The organism is Paenibacillus lactis (genome assembly GCF_017873605.1).
Lineage (GTDB): Bacteria > Bacillota > Bacilli > Paenibacillales > Paenibacillaceae > Paenibacillus_AQ > Paenibacillus_AQ lactis.
Genome location: NZ_JAGGKI010000016.1, coordinates 74695 through 99726 on the forward strand (window position 1 = coordinate 74695; position 25032 = coordinate 99726).

The window sequence follows — 25032 nt, forward strand, 5'->3', positions numbered from 1 at the left end:
AATGCTTTTTACTTATACAGCGGACCGAAGTTCTGACAAGCGCGGAAGTCGGCGCTTTCCGGATCGGCTGTGCCGAATAAGCCCCAAGCACGCGGGCGGAATACCTGCTCAGCCGGTACATTATGCATGTTTACCGGTATGCGGAGCACCGAAGCCAGCGTGATCAGGTCGGCTCCGATATGGCCGTAGCTGATCACCCCGTGATTGGCTCCCCACTGATTCATGACTTCGTACACGCTTGTGAACGCGCCTTCGCCCGTAATATTCGGAACAAACCAGGTGGTCGGCCATGTCGGATCCGTACGCTTATCGAGCGTATCATGAACCTCGGCCGGCAAGTCCACCGAATATCCCTCCGCGATCTGCAGCACCGGCCCTATGCCCTTGACCAAATTCAGACGGAACATCGTCATCGGCATTCCGCCGCGTGTCAGATAGTCCGTGGAGAAGCCGCCGCCGCGAAAATACTCAAGGGAAGCAGGTCTGAACTGCGTTGCCTTCAGGGTCCGTTCCACTTCTTCGTCGGTAATCTCCCAGAACGGCTTCATGACCGGCTTTCCGTCCCGCTGCTGTTCACCTGTGCCGTCAAGCGCCGCGGAGCCGGAGTTGATCAAATGCAGAATGCCGCCCGCTGCTTTCCCTTCAAGCTTGTAGCCGGTCACCCGTTCAACCGAAGCCGGGCTCCAGTATGTCCGTACGTCCGCGAAAATCTGAGCCGTATTGGTAAGAAGATAACCGAACAGCATGCCGACCCCGTTCAAGCTGTCATTTTCCGTCGCCACAATATACGGCGAACGCTTGCCGTTCCAGTCGAAGGAGGAGTTCAGAATGGTTTCAAGGAAGTCCCCGTTCGGGAAGTGATCGGTCCATTGACGCTGCCCCTGGAAGCCTGATGCGATCGCATGATGTCCTCGTGCTTCCTCCTCGAAGCCCAGCTCCGCAAGGCGTGGATTACCGATCATTAGATCGCGCGTAATCAGCGTCATTTTTACGACCGTTTCCCACTCGTAGTCCTTGCGTTCACGGGACGTCTGAAGCTTCTGCGGGTTGTTGTCCGGTCCTTCGACGCAATTCTCCTTCACCCACGCAAGCGCCAGCTTGTACTCCTCAGGGTCGTAGATTTCCTCTTCCAACCGGCGGGTAAATTCACTCATATCGACATACTCATTCCGCATGCCGAGGTATTCCTGGAAGAAGCTGTCGTCCACAATCGAGCCGGCGATCCCCATCGACACTGAGCCCATGGACAGATACGCTTGGCCGCGCATGATGGCAGCAGCCAGCCCGCTACGTGCAAAACGCAGCAGCTTCTCCTGCACGTCATCCGGAATCCGGGCGTCTCCTTCATCCTGCACATCCTCGCCGTAAATACCGAATGCAGGCAATCCTTTTTGCGCATGAGCGGACAGCACCGCTGCCAGATAGACCGCACCTGGACGGCCCGTGCCGTTAAAGCCCCAGACCGCCTTCGGTCTGGAAGGATCCGTATCCATCGTTTCCGTTCCGTAGCACCAGCAAGGCGTCACCGTGATCGTAAGACCGACATCGGCATGCTTGAATTTTTTCTCGGCTGCCGCCGCCTCGGCCACTCCGCCGATACAGGTATCGGCAATGACGCATTCCACCGGCTCGCCGTTCGGATAATGGAGCTGCTCCGACAGCAGCGCCGCAACCGCCTTGGCCAGGTTCATCGTTTGTTCCTCGAGGGATTCCCGCACGCCTCTTCGCCGCCCGTCGATCGTCGGCCGGATTCCGATCTTCGGAAATCCGTCTCTCCATCTGTAATCGTTTTCAATCGTCATAATGCCACGCCTCCCAAATCATTGATTATATCCACATTGTAAATAGATTCGATATGCGGGATAACCCACTATATTGCTTTGTTGCCATGGATATTCAGCAAAACAGTGAACCGCCGGCCTTGAACTGAAAACGATTTCGAGATAACGCAATTATGCAGTATAATAATGACAGGAAGTTTCGCTTTGGGGAGGGACAACGACGTGCCGAAGATTGAAATATCACACAGCAGAAGCGATCAATTCCGATTCAAGAAAAATCCACAGCTGCTCTTTGCCGGACAGGTCGTGGATGAAGACTTCTTTTACGGTCCGCCGCAGATCCATGATTTTTGCGAAATTTTGTATGTCGTGGAAGGCCGCGGCGAATTCAGGATCGCGGGCAAGGTGTACGAACTCCGGAAAGGAGATGTGGCCATCTACAATCCGGGTGTGCCGCATGAGGAGAAGTCGGCAGGAAGCAGTCCCTTTAAAGTCATCTATTGCGGAGTCGATTCCCTGCATATCGAGGGCGTTCCTCAGGGAATGCTGCTGCCTCCGTACGTGGAGCCGGTTATTTCATGCGAGAAGTACGCATACAAGGTAGAGAGCTATCTTTCGGACATCATTCGAGAATGCGATTCTCAAATTCTTGGCTATGAAACGCTGAGCACGAATTTGCTTATGTCGCTGATTACGGTCATTTACCGGATTATCGACGTAAAGCACCAATTCCAGGCGTTGAAAGGAAAGCATGAAATTGCGCTGAGAACCAAGCAATTCATTGATGCCAACTACACCCAGAGCATCAGTCTGAAGGACATCGCCGACACGCTGTATGTCAGTCAGCACTATTTATCCCATCTATTCAAAAAGGAGCTCGGCGATTCGCCCTTCAACTACTTAATCTCCAAGCGGATTGAAGAAGCGAAGCGTCTGCTGTCGGATTCCGATGCCCCCGTGCACGAGATTGCGTCGCAGGTCGGATATGGGAATGATAAGTATTTCTCCATGCTGTTCAAAAAAATAACCGGGCAGACGCCATCCTCCTATCGGGAAAGTCAGCGGCGGCAAGCCCAGTTGACGGAATAACGCCGGCAGGCAGCCGCTAAGATGCGGCTGCCTGCTTGACGTTTATGCGGCGAATGCGGCCGCCAAGCGCAATCCCGTGACGAGGATTGCCGGCTTCCCCCGCCGACAACGGACTCGTGCCGAGGCACGAATGGTCCTTGTAAGCGAGTCTCGAGCAATCATTAAAATTTATTAGACGAGGGACGGTCACTTTTGAACCTAAAAGGTACAAATATTCTACTAAAAATAAGGGGCATGCTTAATCTTGATCGGGCCGACCGATTCGATCCGGCTTTGGCAGCCAAGCCGGTACCCTTCCTCGAGCTCTTCGGGGTCCAGCCTCTGTTCCTCCGCCTGATTCGGTGACGACAAATGCTGGACACCAACGCTTACATGGCATCGGCAGCGTGCGCACGTGCCTCTTTTGCAAAAAGAGTTCCAATCCACATCGTTCCGCTCGGCCAGATCCAGCACCGTCATCCCAAGCACGGGAGCAACGCTCTTGTGAACCTCCCGACCGGAAAGCTCGATGAGCTTGTCGGGAACAGCCTCCTCCAGCTCCTGTCCACCGGATGCAGACGGATGACCGGCCGAATGGCTATTCTTTTTACTCCTCCAGAATTTAAACACGATATATCCTCCTAAAATGCCTGGAACTATTCACTCCTATTTACGCTTACCATTATACTCGAAAGCCGGGCTATTCTCACGCCGTCTATACGCAGACATCATTTGAAAACCGCTCTATTTATTTATTTTGTATTCTACCAATATTTTGCTATACTATCATTGCTGTAAACCGTTTCATAGATTCATTTATCTTTCATAGAATGTGGGGGAGATTATTATCGGATACTCAAAACGATTGGGAAAGCTGGCCGCCGCCTCCCTGCTCTCTTTGTCGCTGCTCGGAACCGCGGCTGATCATCATCCAGCCCATGCGGCACCAACCATTTCCGTTCTGTTGGATGATGTTCCGCTTGCGTTCGATGCGGCTCCGCGAATTGAGAAAGGCGTAACCTACGTGCCTTTCCGGGCTGTGGGCGAGGCACTGGGCATCGACATCAAATGGAACAGCAAGACCCAAACCGTGCAGGCGGTAAAGACCGGCAACGATAACACAACCGAGGTTCAGCTCAGAGTCGGCAGCACCACCGCCGTGGTGAATAAGAAGAACGTCAAGCTGCCCGCAGCGCCGATCATGCGCGAAGGACGCGTGCTGATTCCGCTCAGCTCGTTCAGCAGCCAATTCGGGGCTTCCGTAAGGTGGAATCAGGCAACGCGCACCGTATCGCTCAAATCACCAAAAAGCAAAATGCATCTGCGGGCCTTCTATGCCATTGAATCCTTTAAGGAGCGGGATATTATTCAATGGATGAATTCCGTCGCCTTTGGCTGGAGCCGAATTGACCGTAACGGCGAATTCACCCTTCAAGGGGTTGAATACCGCATGCCGGAAGCCGCCGGAGACATCACGCCCCAGACACTTGTGGCCGATGCGGAAGGACAGGGCATTAAGCCCTATTTGATGGTATATACACTGGACGGTAACGGCGAACTGACAAAAATGATGAGCGACGCCTCGCTGCGGATGAAATCGATCGACGGGATTACCGCCGCCGTTGCGGACAATGGGTTCGGCGGAGTCGTGCTGGATTTCGAAGGATTGGGCTTCAAGCTGGATGCCGCCTCCCAGCAGAAGCTGCTGAACCAATACGTGAAGGACCTTAGAGCTGCCTTGCCGAAAGGGACTGCCCTGTCCTTGGCCGTACCTCCGTTAAACAGCGCCTATAAAGGCTATGATTACAAAACGCTTGCATCGATTGCCGACGATCTGATTATCATGGCATACCAGTATCACCCGGTTGGCACCAAAGACCGGAAGCCGGAACCGAACACGCAAGTGCAGCAGGCTATTCAGCTTGCACTTGATGCCGGAGCCCCTAAGGACAAGCTTCTGCTTGGAATTAGCCTGGGCAGCGAAACGGAGAACTCCATCGACGACAAGCTTGGTCTGGCCAAGCGCTATCAGCTGAAAGGTGCGGCATTGTGGCGGCTCGGTATATTCAGAGTCTACGGTGATGATATCGAAGGCGCCATGAACGAAGCGGTGATCAAAGAGTGATCCGTAATAAAGGTTGAAGCGTGGATGAGTCCATCCTTCCGATCATCACTACACAGGCTGCCGGTCGCTATGGACCTGCAGCCTGTTCGCTTGTTCAATGCTTCCGTGATAACCGAGCATCTCTGACAGCCATTGAAACGACACAAGCTATGAATTAGCCGATGCCAATCTTCCACATGACCGGCACAAAAAAAGATGACCTCTGTCGTATACAGAGGTCATCATCAAGATTATGTATGTATTCGGTGCAATCACTGAAAATCGATCATAGAATTCCTTACCAGGACTTGCAAGACGATCATTGTGCAGAGAGCCGGATCAAGATCAAAGATGAGCTGATCTAGCTAACACTTCCTACCAGCTTCGCATATTCCTCTTGGCTTAACACCCGGCGTGCGGTAACATAACGTGGCTTATAGTAAGAGTCGCTAAGCTTGCTGATTCGAACACCCTTGCTGCTTGAAGCATGTGCGAATTGCCCGTCTCCAATATAAACGCCAGCATGTGAAATTCCCTTGCCGTTCGTGTTGAAGAATACCAGATCACCGACACGCAGCTCTTCCTGGTCTACATGCACGCCTACTTGGGCTTGTCCTTGGGAAGTGCGCGGAAGGTCAAGATCAAAGTTACGGAACATATACAGAATAAATCCGGAGCAATCAAATCCGCTTGTGGTTGTTCCGCCCCACTTGTACGGTGTTCCTACTAACTGCTTCACTTGCTGCTGAAAGTTAGGCTGCTGATCGGCAAACGCTGTCACGGCACCGGAAGAAAAAATGATTGCGGATCCTAGCAAAGAAATGACCAATTTCTTCAAAATATATTCTCTCCTTCGATGCCTACGGAGTTAGCTAAGGGTTCGGCTGAAGGTCACCTATATTCCCTCTACTACAAGAATAATTCACCCAGGACGGTTCCCCCGTTTTCTCTAGCGAAATTCGGCAAAATTCATTAACATTTTGTAACCCTTTCTTAATATAGTATACAAGCTAGCAAACTGTCAATAATATCCGATAAATCTATCGTTTTTTAGATATCGCCGTCGAATCGAAAGAGTTTTAACAGTGTTTTTACTATATGAAAGGTCACATAGTCATGACATTTATGTTAAAATTGTTTCCGTTTTCTAAGCGCGGCGAAAAATCCTCCATGCAAGAAGCCGACACCTAGGGGGGCCGGCTTCTAGCAAATTCATCGATAGAACAAGCATTTGCTTCAGCCATTTTGCAGCTTTCAATGGCGTACCTCCTTATCATATTGAGATTGCAACGGTTATAATTCGATCACCTCCCTTCTAAACCTTAATGCATCCAACAGCAAAGCTACTTGATCACGACCTCCTCCGGTTCCACTTCAGAAGAAATCATAATCTGTCCTGCCCTATCGGCATGCAGCCCCGAGCATTCGATTTGCCCGGACCGTTCCCCGGTAACCACAAGCAAGCGGTCATCCAGCGAGTCGCTTTCCCCCTTGACGTTCACCACCTGTACATTTCGGCTCTGGTGAAAAAGAAGCAGCGGATTTTCCTGATTGCGAAGGACCATGTCCTGAATCGTCAGGTTCTTTCCATTGCGGCATACAATGCCTTCCCGACTTGTGATGGCCGACCGCATCACCGTCACGTTCTCCACCGGCATCTCCGGCAGGCCGTTGATGAGGAGCGCAGTATGCGCGCCGCTGCAGACGATATCCTGAATAACAATATTGCGGAACACGGGGGTTTCCTCGGTAACGGGGAGCATCGCTTCCGCTTGGTATTCGCCGGAGCCAGCTTTCCCTTCGTAATATAAATTGAAGGAGATGGCATCCCCGTCGATCTCCCGCATCCGGATCCGTTCGATGAAGATATTTTCGACCACGCCGCCGCGTCCGCGGCAGCTTTTAAACCGGATGCCGATATCGGTGCCGATGAAGTTGCAATCGGATACGTGCACATCCTTGATGCCCCCGGACATTTCACTGCCGACAACGATCCCGCCGTGGCCGTGATAAACGGTGCAGTTCCGGATGCTGATGCGCTCACTCGGCTTTCCCAGCAGGCGCCCGGCTTCATTTTTTCCGGACTTCAGACAGATCGCGTCATCTCCTACATCAAACGAGCTGTTTTCCACGGTCACGTATTTGCACGAATCGATGTCCAGTCCGTCCCCGTTCTGGGCATACCATGGATTGCGGACGGTAATGTTCTGAATGGTAATTTGCTCCGATGCCCAAGGATGCAGGCACCAGGCTGCGGAGTTTTGAAAGGTAGGGCCGTTGAGCAGAATCCGCTTGCAGTTTCTCAAGCTGAGCAGATTGGGTCTCAGATAGTCTCTGACAGGCTCATAATCCTGGGGATTCCGGCTGCCTGTTTGTTCGATCCGGGCCAGGTTCTCCATCCCGTCCCGGGCAGCCGGCGTTGGCCACCACAGTCCCCCGTCATCCACGACACCGCCGGTATGAATTAAACGATCCCACTGGCTTTCCGTCAGCTTCCCTTGCTTAACGGGCCTCCAGGCTTCGCCGCCTCCGTCAAAGATGCCGCTGCCAGTGAATGCGATATCCTCCAATCCTTCTCCATCGAGCGGAGACTGGCAGCGGAACATCTGCCGGCCCTCATAAGCAGACATCCGGATCGGATAAGCTTCGAATTGCTTGCTGAACATGACAAGCGCGCCGGCAGAAGCGTGAAGCTCAATCCGGCTCTGCAGGGTTAACGGACCGGTGTGCCAGATCCCCGGAGGGATGACCACCTTCCCCCCTCCTGCCTTTGCGCAAGCTTCGATTGCTTGATGAAATGCCAGGGTATTGTCGTAAACGCCGTCTCCTACTGCGCCATAGTCAGTGATCATTACTGTGTATTCCGGGATTACAGGCAAGTCGGGACATATTGCTTCTTCTGTTTGTTTCATGCTTACCTCCGCTTTAGTAAGTTTCAAGTTTGCTTATTCGATTGATACCGCATGAAGATGTAAGCGCTTATAAAAAATGCTGCCGATTGCAGCCAAAGCCCTTGAAGATCGGCTGCAGCCATGATATATAAATTTCTACGAACCCAACTAGCCGTATCCGTTGTCTCCGACCTGTTCAGGTATATCAGGCTTCACGAATGACAATAGAATCGGATCCGCGTGTGCAAAGGAGTTAGAGAGAATGAATGACCGGCTGCAGCCCAAGTACCACATAGGAGAAGATGATTTCTCCATCCAATACATGTCACGAAACGGTTCCAGCAGCATGCCCCGTCCGCATGAGCATCCCTACTTCGAGCTGTATTACTTGCTTAATGGAGAGCGGGTCTACTTCATGGACGATAATGTGTTTACCGTCAAAAAAGGGGATATGATGATCGTGAACCCGCATGATCTGCATTCGACGGCAAGCTCCGATAAGCTGATCTTCGAGCGGGTGCTGATCGGCTTCTCCCGAAGCTTCATCGAAGAGGGCGATGCCGGCGTCGCCAAGCTGCTCGATCACGGGACATCCAGGCTGGTTCGCATTCCGTTGAAGCATCAGCCCGACATCGAACGGCTGCTCCTCTCGATGCTCGCAGAATGTCAATCCGGGCAGGCACATTACGGCTCGTTGGTTCGCGCGTGGATGAACGAGCTTCTCATCCGCCTGCACCGGATCGAGACCTCGCTCCAATCGCTGCCCCCAGAATATGAGCATCCGATGCACCAGAAAATTTCGGAGATTGCCCAGTATATCAAATCCAACTATCATGAAAGGCTTACGCTCGATCAGATCGCCAAGCAGTTTTACATCAGCCCTTCCTATCTCAGCAGAGTGTTCACCAAGCTGACAGGCTTTCACTTTCGCGAGTACCTGCAGGTGGTACGGATTCGTGAAGCCCAGAAGATGCTTGTGAGCAGCCGGGATTCCGTACAATTCATCTCCGAGCAAACCGGATTTGAGCATATTGCCCACTTTAATAAAACCTTTAAAAAAATCGCAGGCACGACGCCCCTTCAATACCGTAAGCGCCATGGATAGCCTCAGGGCCGTTCGGGTTGATCCAATGCCGGGTTCCCCGTCTAGGAGCAGCCCTTCCAGCTTCTATTTCTCTCCTCTTCCAACCCGGAACCAGTCGATATCCGCATACCCTCTGTGTAAGTGATCCTCTCGGCTCGCCGCAAACAATCCTACCTTAGCTCCGACCCAGTGCCCCTTTTCCGCTTCGAACTCCTTATCTCCGCACGGCACGAAAGGACCGTCAGCGCCGGCGTACTCGAAGCGGCATATAGCTCCAGGAAGAACCGTCACCCGTAGCGTTACTTTCCCTTCGCTCAATCCACCGGACCACACAATATGTTCCGCCTGGTCGTTTCCTTCGGCACGGAGGAGTTCCATGCCGGATCCGTCCTCCTTCATCCGAACGGCTGCATAAGCAAAGGTTCGCCCGAATATGATCAGGCCCGCATATTCACCGGGCTTGAGTGCCGTTCCGTCCACCCTCGCTTCAGCTTGAAATACTTCTGCCGGGAATTTCTGCATCAGCAAGTGAGGGGCAGCGTAGATCGTGCGGGTGGACTGGTTATCCGGCACCGGGAAGGCAAATAATCGCAAATGGCTCTCCCTCTCGAATGCGTACCAGGCCGGATTGGGATTGGCCTGCCATTGCCACTGGAGGCCAAGCTCAGCTCCTTCGAAATCATCCGAGTCATCCGGCGCCTGAATCGCATGCTCCCCGCCGACGTTTGGCTTCGGATAACGAAGAACCGGTTCGCCGATCCCGTCCCCATTCGCATCGATACCGATCTCCGGCCAATCATCGACCCAGCGCATCGGCTGCAGATGACTGATTCGCCCGTATGCCCCTTTGTCTTGAAAATGCATGAACCAGCATTCGCCCGAAGCGAGCTCTACCCAGCCGCCCTGATGCGGGCCGTTAATCGGGCTATCGCCTTGATGCAGTACGATTTTATCCTCGTAGGGGCCAAAGACCGCAGTCGATCGAAGCACGGTCTGCCAGCCCGTAGATACACCCCCGGCGGGAGCAAATATATAATAATAGCCATTCCGTTTATACATCTTCGGACCTTCCATCGTTGGATGGCGCTCGGTACCGTCGAAAACGATCTGACCTTCATCCAAGAGACGCATTCCGTCCGGGGACATCCGGCACATTCTTAATAGGTGCTTGATGCCGCATCTGCTTTTGGCGAACGCGTGAACCAGGTAGGCCTGGCCGTCATCGTCCCAGAACGGACACGGGTCGATCAGGCCTTTCCCCTCTTGAACCAGATGCAGAGGCGTCCAGCTGCCTGCCGGGTCCCTTGCTGTGCTCATCATAATGCCGACATCCGGATCTCCATAGAACACCCAGTACTTGCCGTCATGGAACCGAAGGGCCGGAGCCCACACGCCGTTCCCGTGCTGAGGGACGTCATAGCCCGGCAGCTCCATCCGAGGCAGCACATGATTAATAATCCTCCAGTTAATCAGATCCTTCGAGTGCAGAATCGGCAGTCCCGGCAGATGGCCGAAGCTGGAAGCCGTCATATAGAAATCTTCCCCGACCCGGATCACATCCGGATCCGAATAATCCGCATGAAGCACCGGGTTCACGAACGTCCCGTCCCCCTGATCCGACAGCCAAGGCTTGTTCTGTAGTGCTTGCAGTGTTGACGATGAGTGCATCATCGCGCTCCTCCTATAACGAATCTAGTAACCGCTCCATTTCCAGACTGGCAAGGATGAAAGGCGCCACGCCAATCTGGGCATCGGACACCACTTGTTCACTGATGTAATATTCATACGAGCCGTTGCGGTCATCGCTCAGCCCCGCTCCATGGCATATGGAGTGAAGATGCACGCCGGTATCATTGACCTCAACAAACCGCTGAATCAAACCGGCGTACGCCCGCTCCGCAACAGGCCTTGAAGGCTGCTCCAGGTACTGGAGCCGAACGCCCTTGGCCAAAGCGTAAATAAACATGGAGGAGCCGGAGGTTTCAAGATAATTGCCTTCCCGGAAGCCCTGGTCGAGCACTTGGAGCCACAGCCCGCTCTCTTTCTCCTGCCATCGTGCCAGCGCTCGGCTTAGGCGCTCGAATATGCCAATGATCGTACCGCGCTGCGGATGATCTACCGGGAAAAACTCCAGACTGTCCACAAGCGCCATCGCATACCAGCCCAAAGCCCGGCTCCAAAAGTGCGGGGAACGCCCGCTTTCCGGATCGGCCCATACCTGTTCCTTCGCTTCATCCCATCCGTGATACAGAAGACCCGTCTTGGGATCCCGGGTTCTGCGCTCCACCAGCAGAAGCTGATGTGCCACCTCGTCAAACAATTCGGGGCGGTTGTAGGTTTTGGCATACTGAGCCAGGAACGGCGAAGACATATAGAGCCCATCCAGCCACATCTGAAATGGATATACTTTTTTGTGCCAAAAACCGCCGTCCGTCGTCCTGGGCTGGCTGATGAGCTGGGCGGCCAGCGTATGGGAAGCCTTTTCATAACGGGAGTCTGGAAATTTGGCCCTCAGGGCAAACAAATTTTTCCCCTGGTTGATTTGGTCCAGATTGTACTCCTCAATGCGGTACCCCCGAATGCTTCCATCCTCTTGAACAAACAGATCCATATGCCGTTTCATGAAGTCGAAATAAGCTTCCTTGTTATAAACATCCCCTGTACGGGCGATCGCCATGAGCATCATCCCGGGTACATACGCCCACCGGCGGGCAATTTCCGGGTGAACTCCCTCGCCGTCCGCTTGACGGAGGATCGTATCCACCGTCCGGACGGACCATGGGTTCCCTTCCATCCAAATCCCCCCTCAATCTTCTTGGAAGTATAATTTCCAGCTTCATTATAATGAAACATAAACGATAAAAATTCCGGGTTTGATGCTGAATCCCCCGCATATTTTGCTTTTTATGCTCTCTTTCGCCGCTTTCGCTTCCTTCATGAAGCTGAAAATGCCGCTAGGATTCAAATCCGGCAAAAAAGGCAAAGAATGACCCGAATTAAACATCGGAGACCGTTTTTATAGGAGCACGCCATTCGGTAACATAGATGGAAACGAAGAAACAAGCCGCAAAAATAAGAAACAGCTGAAAGGTTGATGATGATGACTGCACTGCCTCGAGTCCGACCGGAGGAGGTCGGCATTCCTCCATCCGCCATCCTCCGCTTTATGGAGGACATGACGGACAAAAATATGAACCTGCACAGCTTTATGCTCCTTCGGCATGGCAAAGTGGCAGCCGAAGGCTATTACTTCCCGTTCCACAAAGATTTAAGGCATCCGATATTCTCGGTCAGCAAGAGCCTGACATCGGCCGCTGTCGGCATTGCCATCGGAGAAGGGCGGATCTCCCTGGATGACAAGGTCATTCATTTTTTCCCGGATAAACAGCCGGAGAACGTACATCCGTACACAGCCAGTATGACCATCCGGCATCTCTTGAGCATGCAAACCGTCCACAGGAAATCAACCAATAAGGAGGCCCGGGATATCGTATTCGAATACCTTCATACGCCGCCGAGCCATCCCCCGGGAACCGTCTTTGCCTACGATACGACAGGTACGCATACGCTGTGCGCCATTCTCCAACGGGTCACGGGGACTACCGTACATGACTATCTCGATGCCCGCTTGTTCCAGCCTCTCGGGATGCAGGATATCGAGTGGGAGACCTGTCCGCTCGGAATTAACCTGGGCGGCAGCGGGGCCTATTGCACCACGGAGGATCTGGCCAAATTCGGTCAGCTCTATCTGCAGGACGGGGTGTGGAATGGGACGAGGATCCTCCCTGAGGGCTGGGTAGAGCAAAGCACGTCCAAGGTCGTTGATAATTCCAGTGCCGGAATTTTGCTGGAAGGGCGAAGCGGTTACGGGTACCAGTTCTGGCGGGCCAGGCGTCAAGCCTACTGCGCATTCGGAGCCGGAGGGCAATTCGTTCTCGTCAGCCCGCACCATGACGCCGTGTTCGTGTCGACGGCCAACACCATGCTGAACCGGGATGAGCACCAAGGGATTCTTGACAGCGTCTGGACCCATCTGATTTCTTCCATGCAGGAGCCCTGCCCCTTCGATGTTGCCGGTTATGACCGGATGAAGCAGCGTCTGAGCGCCTTGAAGCTCCATCTGCCGAAAGGAAGCTCCTTCTCCCATGCAGCCGCACAAGTCTCGGGACACCCTTATCGCCTATCAGCTAACGAGCCGGGATGGACAGACTGCCAATTTACGTTCAGTGATCAAGCCTGCGAGCTCATCTTCATTCATGAAACCGGTCGTTCCCGTGTTGTATGCTCCATGAATGATTGGCATATCGGTCCCGATCCTTTTTTCGGCCTTCCCTCCGCTTGCTGTGCAGTATGGGCAGATTCGTCGACATGCTTGATTCACATTCAGCTGCTGGAACAGCAGCAGATGTTTATCCTTACCTGCCGCTTTGACCGCGATGGTCTAGTGCTGCAAATCAAGCCGGCCGGCGCGCTTAAAACGAATCATCTTGATCTCGTGCTCATCGGAACGCCAATCAACAAGCCTTGAACCTTATGTTCATCACTTGCCTCTCCAGATAACTTGCATTGATTAAATTTGCATGTTAACCAGCCGCAATGAAATGCTCTTTCGATCATGAATACCGTTTATACGCGAGCGAGAGACAATGCAGTCAAGTACGTCAAAGGCACTTCCTTTTACTTGCCCGCTTTGTCTCCCGTTTGCATGATCAATGACCGTTATTGCTGATTCGCATAGGACTCTTTATATTCTGCGGCCATTTGATCGCCGCCGCTCTTTCTCCATCTCTCCACCTCAGCCTTCCAGCCGGCCTCGTCAATCTGCCCCATAATAAACTTGGTTTGCGCATCGGTGATGATCTGCGTATACCGAAACGATCGATGCGGATAAGGATGCTCAGGAGGTTAAGCCTTACCGTGACACGCTGCCGCAGCGGGGCGATTTGTACAACATGGAGAAGAAGCCGAAAGGAACGGAGCTGTTTAACAAGAACAAAAAAATCGTGTTCGAGAACGAGAAATACATTGTGCCGAATCCGGCACTGACCCACGCGTTCTTCGACAGCAGCGGTATTTTATGCACCAGCCGAAGGGTTGTTGCCGTTCGTTCCGCGCTGTTCCAATAATCCGCCTCCACCGGATTCGCGGTTTGCGAGATTTCCCCCGATCCCGCTGCCCAGAATATGCTTTCATTGGTATCCAGATACCGCTCGAACTCGGCCTTGTTCAAGCCCTCCAGCGGCTTGAGGGAATTTAAATCCACGACCCATTCATGCTTCAGATTAACGACGTACACCTGGTTTAATATGGTCTGCGTCTGCAGATTAAACATTTCCTTCATCAGTTCCCGGACCTTAATAAAGTCCTGTCCGCTTAACTTGCTGTCCATCACAGACTTGAGCAGCGAAGAGTTCTCAAACTGCAGGGCGGTTCGTTGCATGGAATCGAGCACCTGCTCCACCCTCATCCGGGTCTGGTTAAGCAGATGCATATTCCCCTCGTTCACCTTTTCCTCCACGTCTTTGGCGGCAATGAAATAAGAGAAGAATCCGATAAGAATCGTCGGAAAGGATCCCAACAGCAAACTATATATGAGTATTTTGGATTTGAATGTTCCCAATATCATTTGCTCCCTTGTTATGATAACGCTTACAGACATTATCCTAAGATCATAACATAGAAGCACATGATTTCTATCATGATCGATGCTCATTTGCCAATATTTTTAATGTTTTTGTCCGTGTGTTCGATCGTTCAGAGCTCCACAACGGCTTTAATCACCTTGGAAGAAGGATTCAACCACTGCTTAAATTCGCCGATCATTTCATCAAATCCGCATCGATGCGTGACATAACGCTCCAAATCAAGGCCGCTTTCCGTCATCGCCTTGATAACATGATTGAAGTCGGCTTTGGTCGCATTCCGGCTGCCCATCAATGTCAGCTCCCGTTTATGGAAATCGGAATCCTCGAAAGAAATGTCTCCGTTGATTAACCCGACGTACACCAGGGTTCCTCCGTGCCCAACCAACTTGAACGCATGGGTCATGGAACGCTGATTTCCAGTTGCATCAAAAACAATGGGGGGAAGCTCTCCACCCGTTAACGCAGCAAGCTCATTTGACGATTCTTGCCCGGCCCGGATGATATGATCAGCCTTGGCCCACGACTTGCTGAAGGCTAGCCGCTCAGCGATCATGTCCATTGCGATAACGGTTGCTCCCTTCTCCTTAGCAAACACCATGACGCCAAGTCCGATAGGACCGGCACCGATCACCAAAACCGTATCCCCGCGGGTGACATTCGCCCTTTGGACACTATGGGCCCCTATCGCTAACGGTTCTACCAGGGCCGCCTGATCCATTGATAATCCGTCTGCTCGAACCAAATGGGTGATCGGAACCGAAATGCGCTCCCGCATGCCTCCGTCTGTATGCACGCCGATGACATTCATCGATCTGCAGCAATTGGTCTTGCCTCTGAGACAAGCCATGCATTGTCCACAGTGCATGTAAGGAATGACACAGACGATGTCGCCTGCCTTCAACCCCGCTTCATTGTCCCCGATCTGTTCAATCATCCCGGATAGCTCATGACCGAGAATTCGCGGGTAGGTAAAGAACGGCTGATTGCCGTTAAAGGCATGAAGATCCGTACCGCAAATCCCGATTCGTTTAACGCTGATGATAGCCTCGCCATCAAGCAATTGCGGCTCCGGCAAATCCTCGCGGAATTGAAACTCCCCAATCCTACTGCACACGATTCCCTTCATTATGCCCGCCCCCTTTATGGTCTGATCCCTTCATTGTATTCCGGGCGTCCGCTTATCCAAGTCCGGCCTTGAATCGGCTCCAGGATCCTTAAAACCTCGGCCGCCAACCTTTGATCCAGAGGTTCTTCGGTCCATTCGGCATTGCGCACGATGTTATCCGGGTTGGCCGTACTGACCAGCGTCGTCGGAATCTGCTCATGCGAGGTCGAGAACTGCACGGCCAGCTTGGCAATATCGATTCCTTCCTTCGCGCAATATTCAGCCGCTTGTCTGCACGCTTCCTTGATTTCCGCCGAAGCCGGATGCCATGACGGCGCTCCTCGACGGCTAAGAAGCCCCATTGACAATGGAGATGCGTTAATGAGACCGATTCCTTCTTGATGAAGCAACGGCAGCAAATCTGTCAAGGTATGATCATTTAAAGAATAGTGGCAATACGAAATGATTGCATCCACCTTCGTCTGAGGCAGCAGCTGTTCAAACAGCTGTAACGGCAAACCGCAAATTCCGCTAAAGCGGATTTTACCTTGTTCTTTTAAATGCTGGAGTGCAGGGATACCCTCCTCCAAAATGATCTGTGCGGGCACGAACTCAATATCATGCAGGAAGAGGAAATCCACATAGTCGGTATTCAACCGTTTCAAGCTCTCATCTGCACTGGCAATGATCCGCTTAAATGTGAAATCAAAATCCTGCTCGCCATAGCGGCCGGCTTTGGTGGACAGGTAAAATTTGTCCCGGGGGATCTGCCGGATGGCTTGACCAAGCACCGTTTCCGCCTTCGTCAGTCCATAATAGGGCGAAACATCAATCAGATTAATTCCTGCATCAATGGCTGCGTGAACGGTTCGGATTCCCTCGCTGTCGTCCGTCTCCCGAAAGACGGAGCCCAGCGAGGATGCGCCGAAGCTTAATACGGAAACCTCCAGTCCGGTACGACCCAGCTTGCGGTATTTCATAGTCTTAACCCACCTTATTTATTGAGATTACGTTTTATAGCAATGAGGATTACTAGCATCTTAGCGAAAAGGAGTAGAGGAATTTCCTCAACCCCGTCGTTGTTGGGATATTCAGAGCCTGTAGAACTCCACGGCATTCAACCCGAACAATCGGGCCCGCTCCTGCTCTCCCCATGCCTTGGGCAGCGCTGCTTCTAACACGTGCACGACTTGGCTATATTCAGCGGACAGCAGACATACCGGCCAGTCGCTTCCGAACATGACCCGCTCGGAACCGAACAGGGCAATGGCTTTATGTACATAATCTGTGAAGTCCTCCTGGTTCCACCGCCGATGCTCGGCCTCGGTGACCATGCCGGACAGCTTGCAGTAAATTCCCGGAAAGCGTGCGATTCCTTTCATGAAGCTCTCCCAGGTCTCAATTTCCCCGCTTCTTATCGGTGGTTTGCCCAGATGGTCCACCACGCCCCGCATGTCCGGGACTTGCTGGATGAGCTTCAGTAAGTGCTCCAGCTGATGGCTTCGAACAAGAAGATCGATCGGAACCTCTTCCTGGATATACATACTCAAGGCTTCGATAAACGCCGGCTCCAGAATGGCACTGGAATCAGGCATATCCTGTATCATAATCCGGAAACCGATAAACTTTGGATGCTTTGAAAATCGTTCATATTGGCGGCGATGCTCCGGATCGAAGAGATCGATCCACCCCACCACGCCGAGAATGGAAGGATCGCGATCGGCCAGAGATAAGAGATAGTCCGTTTCTTCAAGGGTCGGGGCCGCCTGAACCGCAATCGTGCCGTCAAGCTGATGCGCATCCAAATGCGGTTTTAAATCGGATGGCAGGAAGTCCCGGTAAAGCACGGGAAGCTCAGGTGTGATCCATCCGTAATCCCCCCGTTCAATCCGCCAATAATGCTGGTGGGCATCTACTTTCATGTACTTCCCCCGCCTTTCTGCATCGCTTTTCATATCCCCATTGTATGTTCAATATCCGTGTATAAAAATAGCGTATTCTTGCAGATTCATAACGTATTTTGATATTGTGAACGTATCAGAGTGAAGGAGGACGATCATCATGACTCCCTTGCGCAAAGCCTTTAACGGAGACCCCTTGTTTCCTATGGAGCTGGTTTATCGGACGCAAAAAAGCCCCCGCATGGAGCTGCCCCACCATCTGCACGATCTTTACGAATTGGTATACATACATCAGGGGAAAGGCACTTTTTTTATTGAAAACAAATTAGTTGAGAAAAAAGAAGGCGACCTGTTTATCATTCCCGGGAACACGATCCACAGCTCTTTCCCTGACCCGGAAGATCCGATTATTTCAAGCGCGTTATTCTTCGCGCCATCGCTCGTCCAAGGTGATCCTATCAGCGATTTACAATACGCTGCCCTTCATTGCTTCGAAATTTCCCGGAAATCGGGAGCTTATCGTTATGAACTGTCAGCGACCGATCAAATGTATATCGAGGACAGACTGAAAGCGATGTCGGACGAGATTGGGCAGACCCGGTTAGGATCCCGGGAGGCGCTTGTGCTTCAGCTGCGCTCCATCCTGCTGTATATCAATCGTTATATCAGCGTCTCATCTGCAGAGAAGCCGGCCCCTGCGGCGCTTGGACCCGCTTGGCTGATCGAATCCATTCAATGGATTCACGAGCATCTGGATCAACCTATTGGACTAGCCGTACTGTCGGCGCATGCGTCGGTAGATCCCGCCCATTACTCCAGAATGTTCAAGAAGTACACCGGCCTAACGGTTACCGATTATATCAATGCGAAGCGGATCGCGCATGCCAAAGATCTTATGCTCACGAACGAGATGCCCATAGGCCGCATCGCGGAAATTTGCGGGTACGACACCCTGACGCATTTTCATCGAAAATTCAAAAGCTTGACGGGAATGACGCCTGGAGCTTACAGGAGGCAGGCGCTGTCAAACGGCTAGGATTATCGGGAAGATAACCATGAGATATAGGATCTCCCCAACATGCCGTCGACCGATGTTTAGATCCCGCGAATCCCATCAAATGATAATTTTATTGCAAAAATCATGAACGCGTAAGCAACCTTTTCCATTTGGAAGCGTCTATTCCTATATATAGGAACTTTGCGTTCGTAGGAGCGTGCTCCACGCAAGCCCACATTCATTTGTTAATCCATACGAATGTATCAAATCGAGAGGTGATTGCGTACATATGAGTCATATTACAATGGCGGAAGCTTTGGCTGTCCGGGCAGCCATGAATCGACTGATTAATCAATTGATGCAGGAGCGATTGAACAACAGCAGCACTATTATTGAAAAAGGGGAGACCGCCGAGGTGCCTGCGCGCAGTGTCGATGTCATCACGGAAGAAATCGATGCCGTCTCCGCCGATTTCAGAAAGCTGGACCTTTTAATGGCGATTTCAAATACCACCGAGACGATCCCGTGGAACGGCAGCAACATAACCGTCATGGAAGCGATCGAGCTGGCCAAGCAGATGCGCAATGAAATCGGACAGCTCGCGCATCTCGGCACCCGCAAGAAGCTGGAGCGCCAGAGCAGCCGGGGTCTCGAGGGCGGCGCCGTAACGCTCTTCAATGTGGCGTTATATGATCCGGAAGCCTATCATGCAGCCGCCCGCAAGAAGGAACGCGAGGTAACAAAGCTTTCCTCCCTGATCGAGCATGCGAACCATCATTCGAAGATTCCCTTCGATGCTACGAAGTACATGGAGTAACGGAAGCCGCCGGCTTCAAGCCTACAACGTTATGCCGCGTGCAGGTTTGGAGCCGGCGGTTACCGCCGGCTGGCGGGAAAGTGCGGGCAGCCGCTTGTTGTTTGTCGGATACAAACAAATGAATAAGTAAACCTACAATCGACTCCAATTGTGAAAACGGATGACGGTTGACGGATTACGCACTTCACTCGATTACGTTTAACGGACTTTCGAACGCGAATATGAATCGCCCCGTTTCCCGCCGTCCCACATAACAACCATCGGAACAGCCTCAACCTATGACGCCGATGGAGCCATGCCAAATCTGGAATCTGCAACGAACAAAAAGCCTCCAGCCCGCTATGAAACGGGTTGGAGGCTTTTATTATGCACGGGAGTCACAACAGAATAATTTATTTCAATTCATCACATGCCTGTGATTCTTGCATTCTATTGAAACAAGGCGGCCGCTCCGACGAGACCGACATCATCCCGCAGACCGGCGGGAACGATCTCATAGGTTCCTAGATAAGCCGGCATAACCAGCTTGTCCGTCATTTCACGGAGCGCCGGGAATAGAAGCTCACCGGCTCTGCTGACTCCCCCTCCGATTACGATCCGGTCCGGATTAAAGCTGTGAATGACGTTGACCAGACCAAGAGCCATATAGTAGACCGCGCGATCGATGACCTCGATCGCGACAGCATCGCCCAGCCTCTTCGCTTCAAAGACATGCCGGGCATTGACGCTGCCGTCGGCTGCTGCCAGCTCGGCGATCATACTTGTCCGCTCCTGAATCTTCAGGGCAGCTTCCTGGCCGATCGCCGTCCCGGATGCAAATACCTCCCAGCAGCCGCGGCTTCCGCAGTTGCACTGCGGTCCACTTGGATCGATGATGTGATGCCCCAGCTCGCCCGCATAGGAATTGCTTCCAAGGAACAGTTTCCCGTCCAGCACGATGCCCGAACCGATTCCCGTGCTGAACGTGACGTACACCATGTTCGTAGAGCCTGCGCCGGCCCCGCGTACATATTCCCCCCACGCAGCGGCATTGGCATCGTTCAATACCTGGACTTCGGTATTCAGCTCCCGTTCCATCCATGCTTTCAAGGGGACATTCGTCCATTCCGGCAAGTTCGTGCCGTAAATGACGATGCCCTCCCTGCTGTTCACCGCTCCCGGCGAAGCCATCCCGACACCCCGCAGCGGGTGGCCGCCCGAAACGCTTCGGATCATCGCCGTAATTCTCCCGACAACCTCCTCAGCCGTTCGGGCGCCTGCCGTCTCCACTTGCTCGCGGTTCAGCAGCCGACCTTCGGAATCAAAGAGCGCAGCCGCGATCTTCGTACCCCCGAGATCAACGCCAACTACAAATTCTTGTTGTTTATTAAGAATGGTTTGCAATTTGTGTTCACCTGTTTTCCGATATGTTTGCTACATCTATTGATGAATGCTGTCTGCCAGCGACCGAAGCTCAACCGGATCAATCGGCTTCAGTCCGGATCGGCCGTAGCGGACCGCCGAGCCGAAATGCACTTCTGTTACACCGGTCTGATCGATGAAGTCCCGAATGATCTCCCACGTTAAGCCATTGCCCGCCAAAATCTTAAGATGACTGCCGCGCGCCTCTTCGACCAGCCGTCGAATTTGCGGAATGGCTTGCGGTGCCGGCTGGGGTCCGCCCGATGTCAATACACGGGTAACCGCCGGATATTTCATTAACGTGCGCAGACCTTCGAACTGATCATCCAACTCGTCAAAGGCGCGGTGATACGTCACCTGCATATCCCCGGTCCACGCCAGGAGAGCACCCAGCGTTTCTTCGTCGATCTTCCCGTCCGGAGTCAGCGCGCCGAGGACGACCCCGGCTGCTCCGGCGCTGCGAATCGCCTGAATCTCGGCGATCATGGTGGCTACGTCGGTCTCGCTGTACACGAAGGAACGGCTGTGAGGCCGGACCATCACATGGACAGGAATGTTTACTGCCTTGATGACCTGCTGGACAAGTCCAATTCCCGGTGTCAGTCCGCCTTCCGTGATCGCCGTGATCAGCTCCAGCCGATCTGCCCCGTTATTTTCAGCGGTCATGGCGTCATCTACGGTCGTGGCTATAACCTCTAGGATCATCGAGCTCACCCCTTCCCGGAAGCCGGTTTCTTATGAAACTGCTTCTCTACATAATCCGCCAGCAGCCTGGCGCCGTAGCCGGTTGCTCCCGCAGCAGCATGCGGAAACTCCCGCTTGTACTGAACCGTTCCCGCCATGTCGATGTGGACCCACTTCATCGATTCCGGAACAAAATGCCGGATAAACAGGGCGGCCGTAATTGCGCCGGCCAAGGTCGACGTGCCGACATTGCGCAAATCCGCGTAGTCGCTCCGCAGCTCGGACTCGTATTCGTCCACAAGCGGCATTGGCCAGAGCCGTTCGCCGTTGCGTTCGCCGATTTCGACCAGGTGACGGGTCATCGCTTCATCGCCCCAGATCCCTGCCAGCTCGAGCCCGAGCGCAGCGCCGACATTGCCTGTCAGCGTCGCGATGTCGATCACTTGATCCGCCTGAAGGGTTGCCGCATGAAGCAGCGCATCCGCAATGATCAGTCTGCCTTCACCGTCCGTATTCGCGACCTGGACGCTGATGCCGTTCGGATAGTGGATGACGGAGGACGGCAGCATCGCATGCTGGTCCGGGAGATTATCGGCAACCGCGATAAGAGCTGTTACCTTCACCGGCGCTTTCCGGGAGATCAGAATCTCCATAGCGCCGGCTACGGCAGCCGCGCCGCCCATATCCATGCGCGCATCGCTTATATCCCTGCCGGTCTTGACGTTCATGCCGCCCATGTCAAAGGTAATGCCTTTGCCGATTAGCACGACATGAGGGCCCTTCTGTCCAGCCGGCAAGCCGTCATACGAAATTTCAACCAGGGATGGCTCGAATCGGCTGCCCTTCCCGACCGCAAGCAGTCCATTCATCTGGCGCTCATGGAGCTCGTGGCCGCGGTATACATGAAGCTTGGCCTTCGTGTTCTTGAAGTGTTCCTCCAATACAGCAGCGAACGCTTCCGGATTCAGCGTCTCCGGCGACTCATTGACCAAGTCCCTGGCAAGCCTCGTTCCCCGTTCGCGGATCGCGGCGATGGACAGCAGGGTATCCAGCTCTTCCCTCGGGATTCCTTCCCAATCCTTCGATCGGATATGAAGCTTAATCGTGGCTTCCGTTGCCGTAATGCCTCGATGCTTATTGAACCGATACAATCCGTATAACCAGCCTTCCATCCAGGCCTGGAATTCCTCTGCCTCCGTCAGCTTGGTTTTCTCCGAACCCGTATCAAGCGGTTTACGGATGAGAACAGCGCTTGTTTTATGCTCCTTCAGCAGAGCCCGCGCAACTGAAGCCGCTGCTTTACGCACTTTCTCTACGGTTAGCTGCTCTCTTGAACCCATGCCTGCGATTAAATAATCCGCCTCATCCCGGGAACGTGCATACAGCCATGTTAAGCTTCCGCTTCGTTTTCGGGAATCAGGGAGGCGAAACGGCGGCTCGTCTCCCTCATATATCGCATAGACCCGGCTATCGGCAACATGCGATTCATCAAATATGATATTCATCGGCGTATTTCCCTCCTCTGGCTCTATTACAACCGAGCGTTTCGATCCGGTTAAGCTTGCTTCATGATCTCCTCATCATACAAATGGCAGGCCACCTGATGGCCCGGTTCCACTTCCCGGAAGACCGGCGCCTTCTGCTTGCACACCTCCATGCAGGCAGGGCAGCGGGTATGGAAACGGCATCCCGTCGGCGGATTAACCGGGCTTGGCAGATCCCCCTTCAGAATAATCCGTTCTTTCTTCAGCTTAGGATCCGGTACCGGCACCGAGGACAGCAGCGCCTGGGTATAAGGATGCAGCGGACGGTCATAGAGCGTATCCTTATCGGCTGATTCGACCAGCGTTCCCAAATACATAACGCCGATCCGATCGCTGATATGCTCGACGACGCTTAAATCGTGAGAGATGAACAGATACGTCAGGCCGTACTCTTCCTGCAAATCCTGGAGCAAATTCAGCACTTGCGACTGGATCGATACGTCGAGAGCCGAAACGGGCTCATCCGCTACGATCAGGCTCGGCCGTACCGACAGCGCACGTGCAATGCCGATCCGCTGGCGCTGCCCGCCGCTGAACTCATGGGCGTAGCGCTCGGCATGAAAGCTGTTCAGACCCACCGTTTCAAGCAGCTCTCCGGCCAGCTTGTCACGTTCCTTGGCGCTTAGCTTCGTGTGGATCAGCAGCGGCTCCGCTACGAGCTCTTTCACCTTCATCCGCGGATTCAACGAGGCGTAAGGATCCTGAAACACCATCTGCATGTCTTTTCGCAGCGGGCGCATCTGGTTCTCGTTGAAACGGCTGATATCGGTTCCGTTGAAAATAACCTCGCCGTCGTTTGGCGTTAACAGGCGCGTAACAAGCCGGCCGGTGGTCGACTTGCCGCAGCCGCTTTCTCCGACGAGACTGAAGGTTTCGCCTTTCCGAATCGCGAAGGAGATTCCGTCAACAGCGCGAAGCTGCTTGGAGCTGCCGAAGAAGCCTTTTTTGACCGTAAATGATTTCTGCAGGTTCCGTACTTCTAATAGCGGTGATTCATTCATGCCGTTTCTCCCCCTTTCGCATGCCCATCCTGCGTCAGCCAGCACCGGCTCTTGCGATCCGCTTCGTTCACGACCGGGAGCAGCTGCGGCTCCTGCGACAAGCAGCGCTCCATCACATAAGGACACCGGGGAGCAAATTTGCAGCCCGGAGGCATGTTGCGCAGATCGGGAACGTTCCCCGGAATGGATTCCAGCCGACGAACCTTCTGTCTAAGCTTCGGCACCGAGGCGATGAGTCCCTTGGTATACGGATGCTGCGGATTCTCGAACAGCTCGGTCACGCTCGCCTCTTCCACGACCCGGCCAGCATACATGACGACCACCCGGTCGCACATCTCCGCCACAACGCCGAGGTCATGCGTAATAAGCAGCATGCCCATGTTCTGTTCCTTCTTCAGGCGGTTCATCAGTTCGAGAATTTGCGCCTGGATCGTCACGTCAAGCGCCGTCGTCGGCTCGTCCGCGATCAAGAGCTTCGGATTGCAGGCCATCGCCATCGCGATCATGACCCGCTGCCGCATGCCCCCGGACAATTGGTGCGGATAATCGTCAACCACTTCATCGGCCCTTGGAATCCCGACGAGCTTCAGCGATTCGATCGCATGCTCGCGCGCTTTCTTCCGGCCGTATCCAAGATGGAGCATGATCGACTCCTCAAGCTGCTTTCCGATGCGGAGCACGGGATTAAGCGAGGTCATCGGCTCCTGGAAGATCATCGCAAGCTCATTGCCGCGGTAGCGGCGCATGTCCTTTTCCGGCAGCTGCACGAGGTCCTTGCCCTCAAACAAGACCGATCCGCCGGCGATTCGGCCGGGCGTATCCTTGAGCAGTCTCATGATAGACAGGGAGGTCACGCTTTTTCCACAGCCGGATTCGCCCACGAGCCCAAGCACTTCGCCTTTGTTAATGTGAAAGTCCACGCCCGCCACGGCGAGCACCGAGGAACCGTCCCGCTTGAATTCGGTTTTGAGTCCTTTGACTTCTAGCAATGTTTGCGTCACGTTCAATC

22 protein-coding genes and 1 riboswitch are annotated in these 25032 nt (G+C 53.3%); of the genes, 7 read left to right on the forward strand and 15 right to left on the reverse strand.

The window, feature by feature from the left end:
• Positions 1-8: 8 nt before the first annotated feature.
• Entirely contained in the window at positions 9-1802 is a 1794-nt protein-coding gene (locus J2Z18_RS23635; RefSeq protein WP_210095450.1) for an L-fucose isomerase, read from the reverse strand.
• 201 nt (positions 1803-2003) lie between these two features.
• Between J2Z18_RS23635 and J2Z18_RS23640 the strand changes: the two genes are divergently transcribed.
• Complete coding sequence (locus J2Z18_RS23640) at positions 2004-2870, forward strand: AraC family transcriptional regulator (protein ID WP_007128472.1); 867 nt, start codon at positions 2004-2006, stop codon at positions 2868-2870.
• Positions 2871-3089: 219 nt separating this feature from the next.
• Here J2Z18_RS23640 and J2Z18_RS30935 read toward each other — a convergent pair whose 3' ends face one another.
• A complete protein-coding gene (locus tag J2Z18_RS30935) occupies positions 3090-3479 on the reverse strand; it encodes a 2Fe-2S iron-sulfur cluster-binding protein (protein WP_007128473.1) in 390 nt (129 codons plus the stop codon).
• A 235-nt stretch (positions 3480-3714) separates the two neighbouring features.
• On the opposite strand from J2Z18_RS30935, the gene J2Z18_RS23650 reads away from it, so the two are divergent.
• On the forward strand, positions 3715-4974 hold the full coding sequence (locus J2Z18_RS23650; protein ID WP_210095451.1) for a stalk domain-containing protein: 1260 nt from the start codon (positions 3715-3717) through the stop codon (positions 4972-4974).
• 340 nt (positions 4975-5314) lie between these two features.
• Here J2Z18_RS23650 and J2Z18_RS23655 read toward each other — a convergent pair whose 3' ends face one another.
• Together J2Z18_RS23655 and J2Z18_RS23660 are read right to left on the reverse strand one after the other, a co-directional pair.
• Positions 5315-5791 carry a C40 family peptidase gene (locus tag J2Z18_RS23655; RefSeq protein ID WP_007128475.1) on the reverse strand — a complete coding sequence of 159 codons (477 nt, stop codon included), beginning with the start codon at positions 5789-5791 and terminating at the stop codon, positions 5315-5317.
• Positions 5792-5794: 3 nt separating this feature from the next.
• A riboswitch (cyclic di-AMP (ydaO/yuaA leader) is annotated at positions 5795-5928 on the reverse strand.
• A gap of 368 nt (positions 5929-6296) precedes the next feature.
• On the reverse strand, positions 6297-7865 hold the full coding sequence (locus J2Z18_RS23660; protein WP_007128476.1) for a glycoside hydrolase family 28 protein: 1569 nt from the start codon (positions 7863-7865) through the stop codon (positions 6297-6299).
• A 241-nt stretch (positions 7866-8106) separates the two neighbouring features.
• Here J2Z18_RS23660 and J2Z18_RS23665 point away from each other — a divergent pair, with 241 nt between their 5' ends.
• On the forward strand, positions 8107-8949 hold the full coding sequence (locus J2Z18_RS23665; protein WP_007128477.1) for a helix-turn-helix domain-containing protein: 843 nt from the start codon (positions 8107-8109) through the stop codon (positions 8947-8949).
• Positions 8950-9012: 63 nt separating this feature from the next.
• Here the strand turns inward: J2Z18_RS23665 and J2Z18_RS23670 are convergent, their stop codons facing one another.
• Together J2Z18_RS23670 and J2Z18_RS23675 are read right to left on the reverse strand one after the other, a co-directional pair.
• The gene (locus J2Z18_RS23670; protein ID WP_007128478.1) at positions 9013-10596 is read right to left on the reverse strand and encodes a glycoside hydrolase family 43 protein; all 1584 of its coding nucleotides are present in this window, start codon (positions 10594-10596) and stop codon (positions 9013-9015) included.
• Between the two features lie 13 nt (positions 10597-10609).
• Positions 10610-11722, reverse strand: a complete 1113-nt coding sequence (locus J2Z18_RS23675) for a glycoside hydrolase family 88/105 protein (RefSeq protein WP_007128479.1) — start codon at positions 11720-11722, stop codon at positions 10610-10612.
• A 300-nt stretch (positions 11723-12022) separates the two neighbouring features.
• Between J2Z18_RS23675 and J2Z18_RS23680 the strand changes: the two genes are divergently transcribed.
• Positions 12023-13456, forward strand: coding sequence for a serine hydrolase domain-containing protein (locus J2Z18_RS23680; protein ID WP_040738144.1), 1434 nt, complete (start codon positions 12023-12025; stop codon positions 13454-13456).
• A 384-nt stretch (positions 13457-13840) separates the two neighbouring features.
• On the opposite strand, the gene J2Z18_RS23685 is transcribed toward J2Z18_RS23680, so the two are convergent.
• The 4 genes from J2Z18_RS23685 to J2Z18_RS23700 all read right to left on the reverse strand — a co-directional run bounded on the left by J2Z18_RS23685 (position 13841) and on the right by J2Z18_RS23700 (position 17600).
• Positions 13841-14548 (reverse strand): hypothetical protein, encoded by a 708-nt coding sequence (locus J2Z18_RS23685; protein WP_245256164.1) that lies wholly within the window; start codon positions 14546-14548, stop codon positions 13841-13843.
• Positions 14549-14682: 134 nt separating this feature from the next.
• Complete coding sequence (locus J2Z18_RS23690; RefSeq protein WP_210095452.1) at positions 14683-15699, reverse strand: zinc-binding alcohol dehydrogenase family protein; 1017 nt, start codon at positions 15697-15699, stop codon at positions 14683-14685.
• A gap of 14 nt (positions 15700-15713) precedes the next feature.
• Positions 15714-16658, reverse strand: a complete 945-nt coding sequence (locus J2Z18_RS23695; protein WP_210095453.1) for an aldo/keto reductase — start codon at positions 16656-16658, stop codon at positions 15714-15716.
• A 111-nt stretch (positions 16659-16769) separates the two neighbouring features.
• Positions 16770-17600 (reverse strand): amidohydrolase family protein, encoded by an 831-nt coding sequence (locus J2Z18_RS23700; protein WP_210095454.1) that lies wholly within the window; start codon positions 17598-17600, stop codon positions 16770-16772.
• 139 nt (positions 17601-17739) lie between these two features.
• Between J2Z18_RS23700 and J2Z18_RS23705 the strand changes: the two genes are divergently transcribed.
• The 3 genes from J2Z18_RS23705 to J2Z18_RS23715 all read left to right on the forward strand — a co-directional run bounded on the left by J2Z18_RS23705 (position 17740) and on the right by J2Z18_RS23715 (position 19523).
• Positions 17740-18615, forward strand: a complete 876-nt coding sequence (locus J2Z18_RS23705; protein ID WP_210095455.1) for an AraC family transcriptional regulator — start codon at positions 17740-17742, stop codon at positions 18613-18615.
• Between the two features lie 250 nt (positions 18616-18865).
• Positions 18866-19393, forward strand: coding sequence for a hypothetical protein (locus J2Z18_RS23710; RefSeq protein WP_028407236.1), 528 nt, complete (start codon positions 18866-18868; stop codon positions 19391-19393).
• Positions 19371-19523: a hypothetical protein gene (locus J2Z18_RS23715; RefSeq protein WP_167324088.1), complete on the forward strand. Its 153-nt coding sequence runs from the start codon at positions 19371-19373 to the stop codon at positions 19521-19523. Before J2Z18_RS23710 ends, J2Z18_RS23715 begins: the two co-directional genes overlap by 23 nt.
• A gap of 299 nt (positions 19524-19822) precedes the next feature.
• On the opposite strand, the gene J2Z18_RS23720 is transcribed toward J2Z18_RS23715, so the two are convergent.
• The 5 genes from J2Z18_RS23720 to J2Z18_RS23740 are packed head-to-tail and all read right to left on the reverse strand — an operon-like array spanning position 19823 to position 25024.
• Positions 19823-20776 carry an ROK family protein gene (locus J2Z18_RS23720; RefSeq protein ID WP_007128488.1) on the reverse strand — a complete coding sequence of 318 codons (954 nt, stop codon included), beginning with the start codon at positions 20774-20776 and terminating at the stop codon, positions 19823-19825.
• Positions 20777-20812: 36 nt separating this feature from the next.
• The gene (locus J2Z18_RS23725) at positions 20813-21499 is read right to left on the reverse strand and encodes a copper homeostasis protein CutC (protein WP_007128489.1); all 687 of its coding nucleotides are present in this window, start codon (positions 21497-21499) and stop codon (positions 20813-20815) included.
• 5 nt (positions 21500-21504) lie between these two features.
• The gene (locus J2Z18_RS23730) at positions 21505-22983 is read right to left on the reverse strand and encodes a M17 family metallopeptidase (RefSeq protein WP_210095456.1); all 1479 of its coding nucleotides are present in this window, start codon (positions 22981-22983) and stop codon (positions 21505-21507) included.
• 50 nt (positions 22984-23033) lie between these two features.
• A complete protein-coding gene (locus tag J2Z18_RS23735; RefSeq protein ID WP_007128491.1) occupies positions 23034-24023 on the reverse strand; it encodes an ABC transporter ATP-binding protein in 990 nt (329 codons plus the stop codon).
• Positions 24020-25024, reverse strand: a complete 1005-nt coding sequence (locus J2Z18_RS23740) for an ABC transporter ATP-binding protein (RefSeq protein ID WP_007128492.1) — start codon at positions 25022-25024, stop codon at positions 24020-24022. The genes J2Z18_RS23735 and J2Z18_RS23740 overlap by 4 nt, the downstream gene beginning before the upstream one ends.
• Positions 25025-25032: the final 8 nt, after the last annotated feature.

What these genes read in the sequence shown, in the direction of transcription:
- J2Z18_RS23635 (WP_210095450.1), bottom strand. Translation starts at nt 1,802, where the DNA reads ATGACGATTGAAAACGATTACAGATGGAGAGACGGATTTCCGAAGATC.
- J2Z18_RS23660 (WP_007128476.1), bottom strand. Translation starts at nt 7,865, where the DNA reads ATGAAACAAACAGAAGAAGCAATATGTCCCGACTTGCCTGTAATCCCG.
- J2Z18_RS23665 (WP_007128477.1), top strand. Translation starts at nt 8,107, where the DNA reads ATGAATGACCGGCTGCAGCCCAAGTACCACATAGGAGAAGATGATTTC.
- J2Z18_RS23670 (WP_007128478.1), bottom strand. Translation starts at nt 10,596, where the DNA reads ATGCACTCATCGTCAACACTGCAAGCACTACAGAACAAGCCTTGGCTG.
- J2Z18_RS23675 (WP_007128479.1), bottom strand. Translation starts at nt 11,722, where the DNA reads ATGGAAGGGAACCCATGGTCCGTCCGGACGGTGGATACGATCCTCCGT.
- J2Z18_RS23680 (WP_040738144.1), top strand. Translation starts at nt 12,023, where the DNA reads ATGATGATGACTGCACTGCCTCGAGTCCGACCGGAGGAGGTCGGCATT.
- J2Z18_RS23690 (WP_210095452.1), bottom strand. Translation starts at nt 15,699, where the DNA reads ATGAAGGGAATCGTGTGCAGTAGGATTGGGGAGTTTCAATTCCGCGAG.
- J2Z18_RS23695 (WP_210095453.1), bottom strand. Translation starts at nt 16,658, where the DNA reads ATGAAATACCGCAAGCTGGGTCGTACCGGACTGGAGGTTTCCGTATTA.
- J2Z18_RS23700 (WP_210095454.1), bottom strand. Translation starts at nt 17,600, where the DNA reads ATGAAAGTAGATGCCCACCAGCATTATTGGCGGATTGAACGGGGGGAT.
- J2Z18_RS23705 (WP_210095455.1), top strand. Translation starts at nt 17,740, where the DNA reads ATGACTCCCTTGCGCAAAGCCTTTAACGGAGACCCCTTGTTTCCTATG.
- J2Z18_RS23710 (WP_028407236.1), top strand. Translation starts at nt 18,866, where the DNA reads ATGAGTCATATTACAATGGCGGAAGCTTTGGCTGTCCGGGCAGCCATG.
- J2Z18_RS23715 (WP_167324088.1), top strand. Translation starts at nt 19,371, where the DNA reads ATGCTACGAAGTACATGGAGTAACGGAAGCCGCCGGCTTCAAGCCTAC.
- J2Z18_RS23725 (WP_007128489.1), bottom strand. Translation starts at nt 21,499, where the DNA reads ATGATCCTAGAGGTTATAGCCACGACCGTAGATGACGCCATGACCGCT.
- J2Z18_RS23730 (WP_210095456.1), bottom strand. Translation starts at nt 22,983, where the DNA reads ATGAATATCATATTTGATGAATCGCATGTTGCCGATAGCCGGGTCTAT.
- J2Z18_RS23735 (WP_007128491.1), bottom strand. Translation starts at nt 24,023, where the DNA reads ATGAATGAATCACCGCTATTAGAAGTACGGAACCTGCAGAAATCATTT.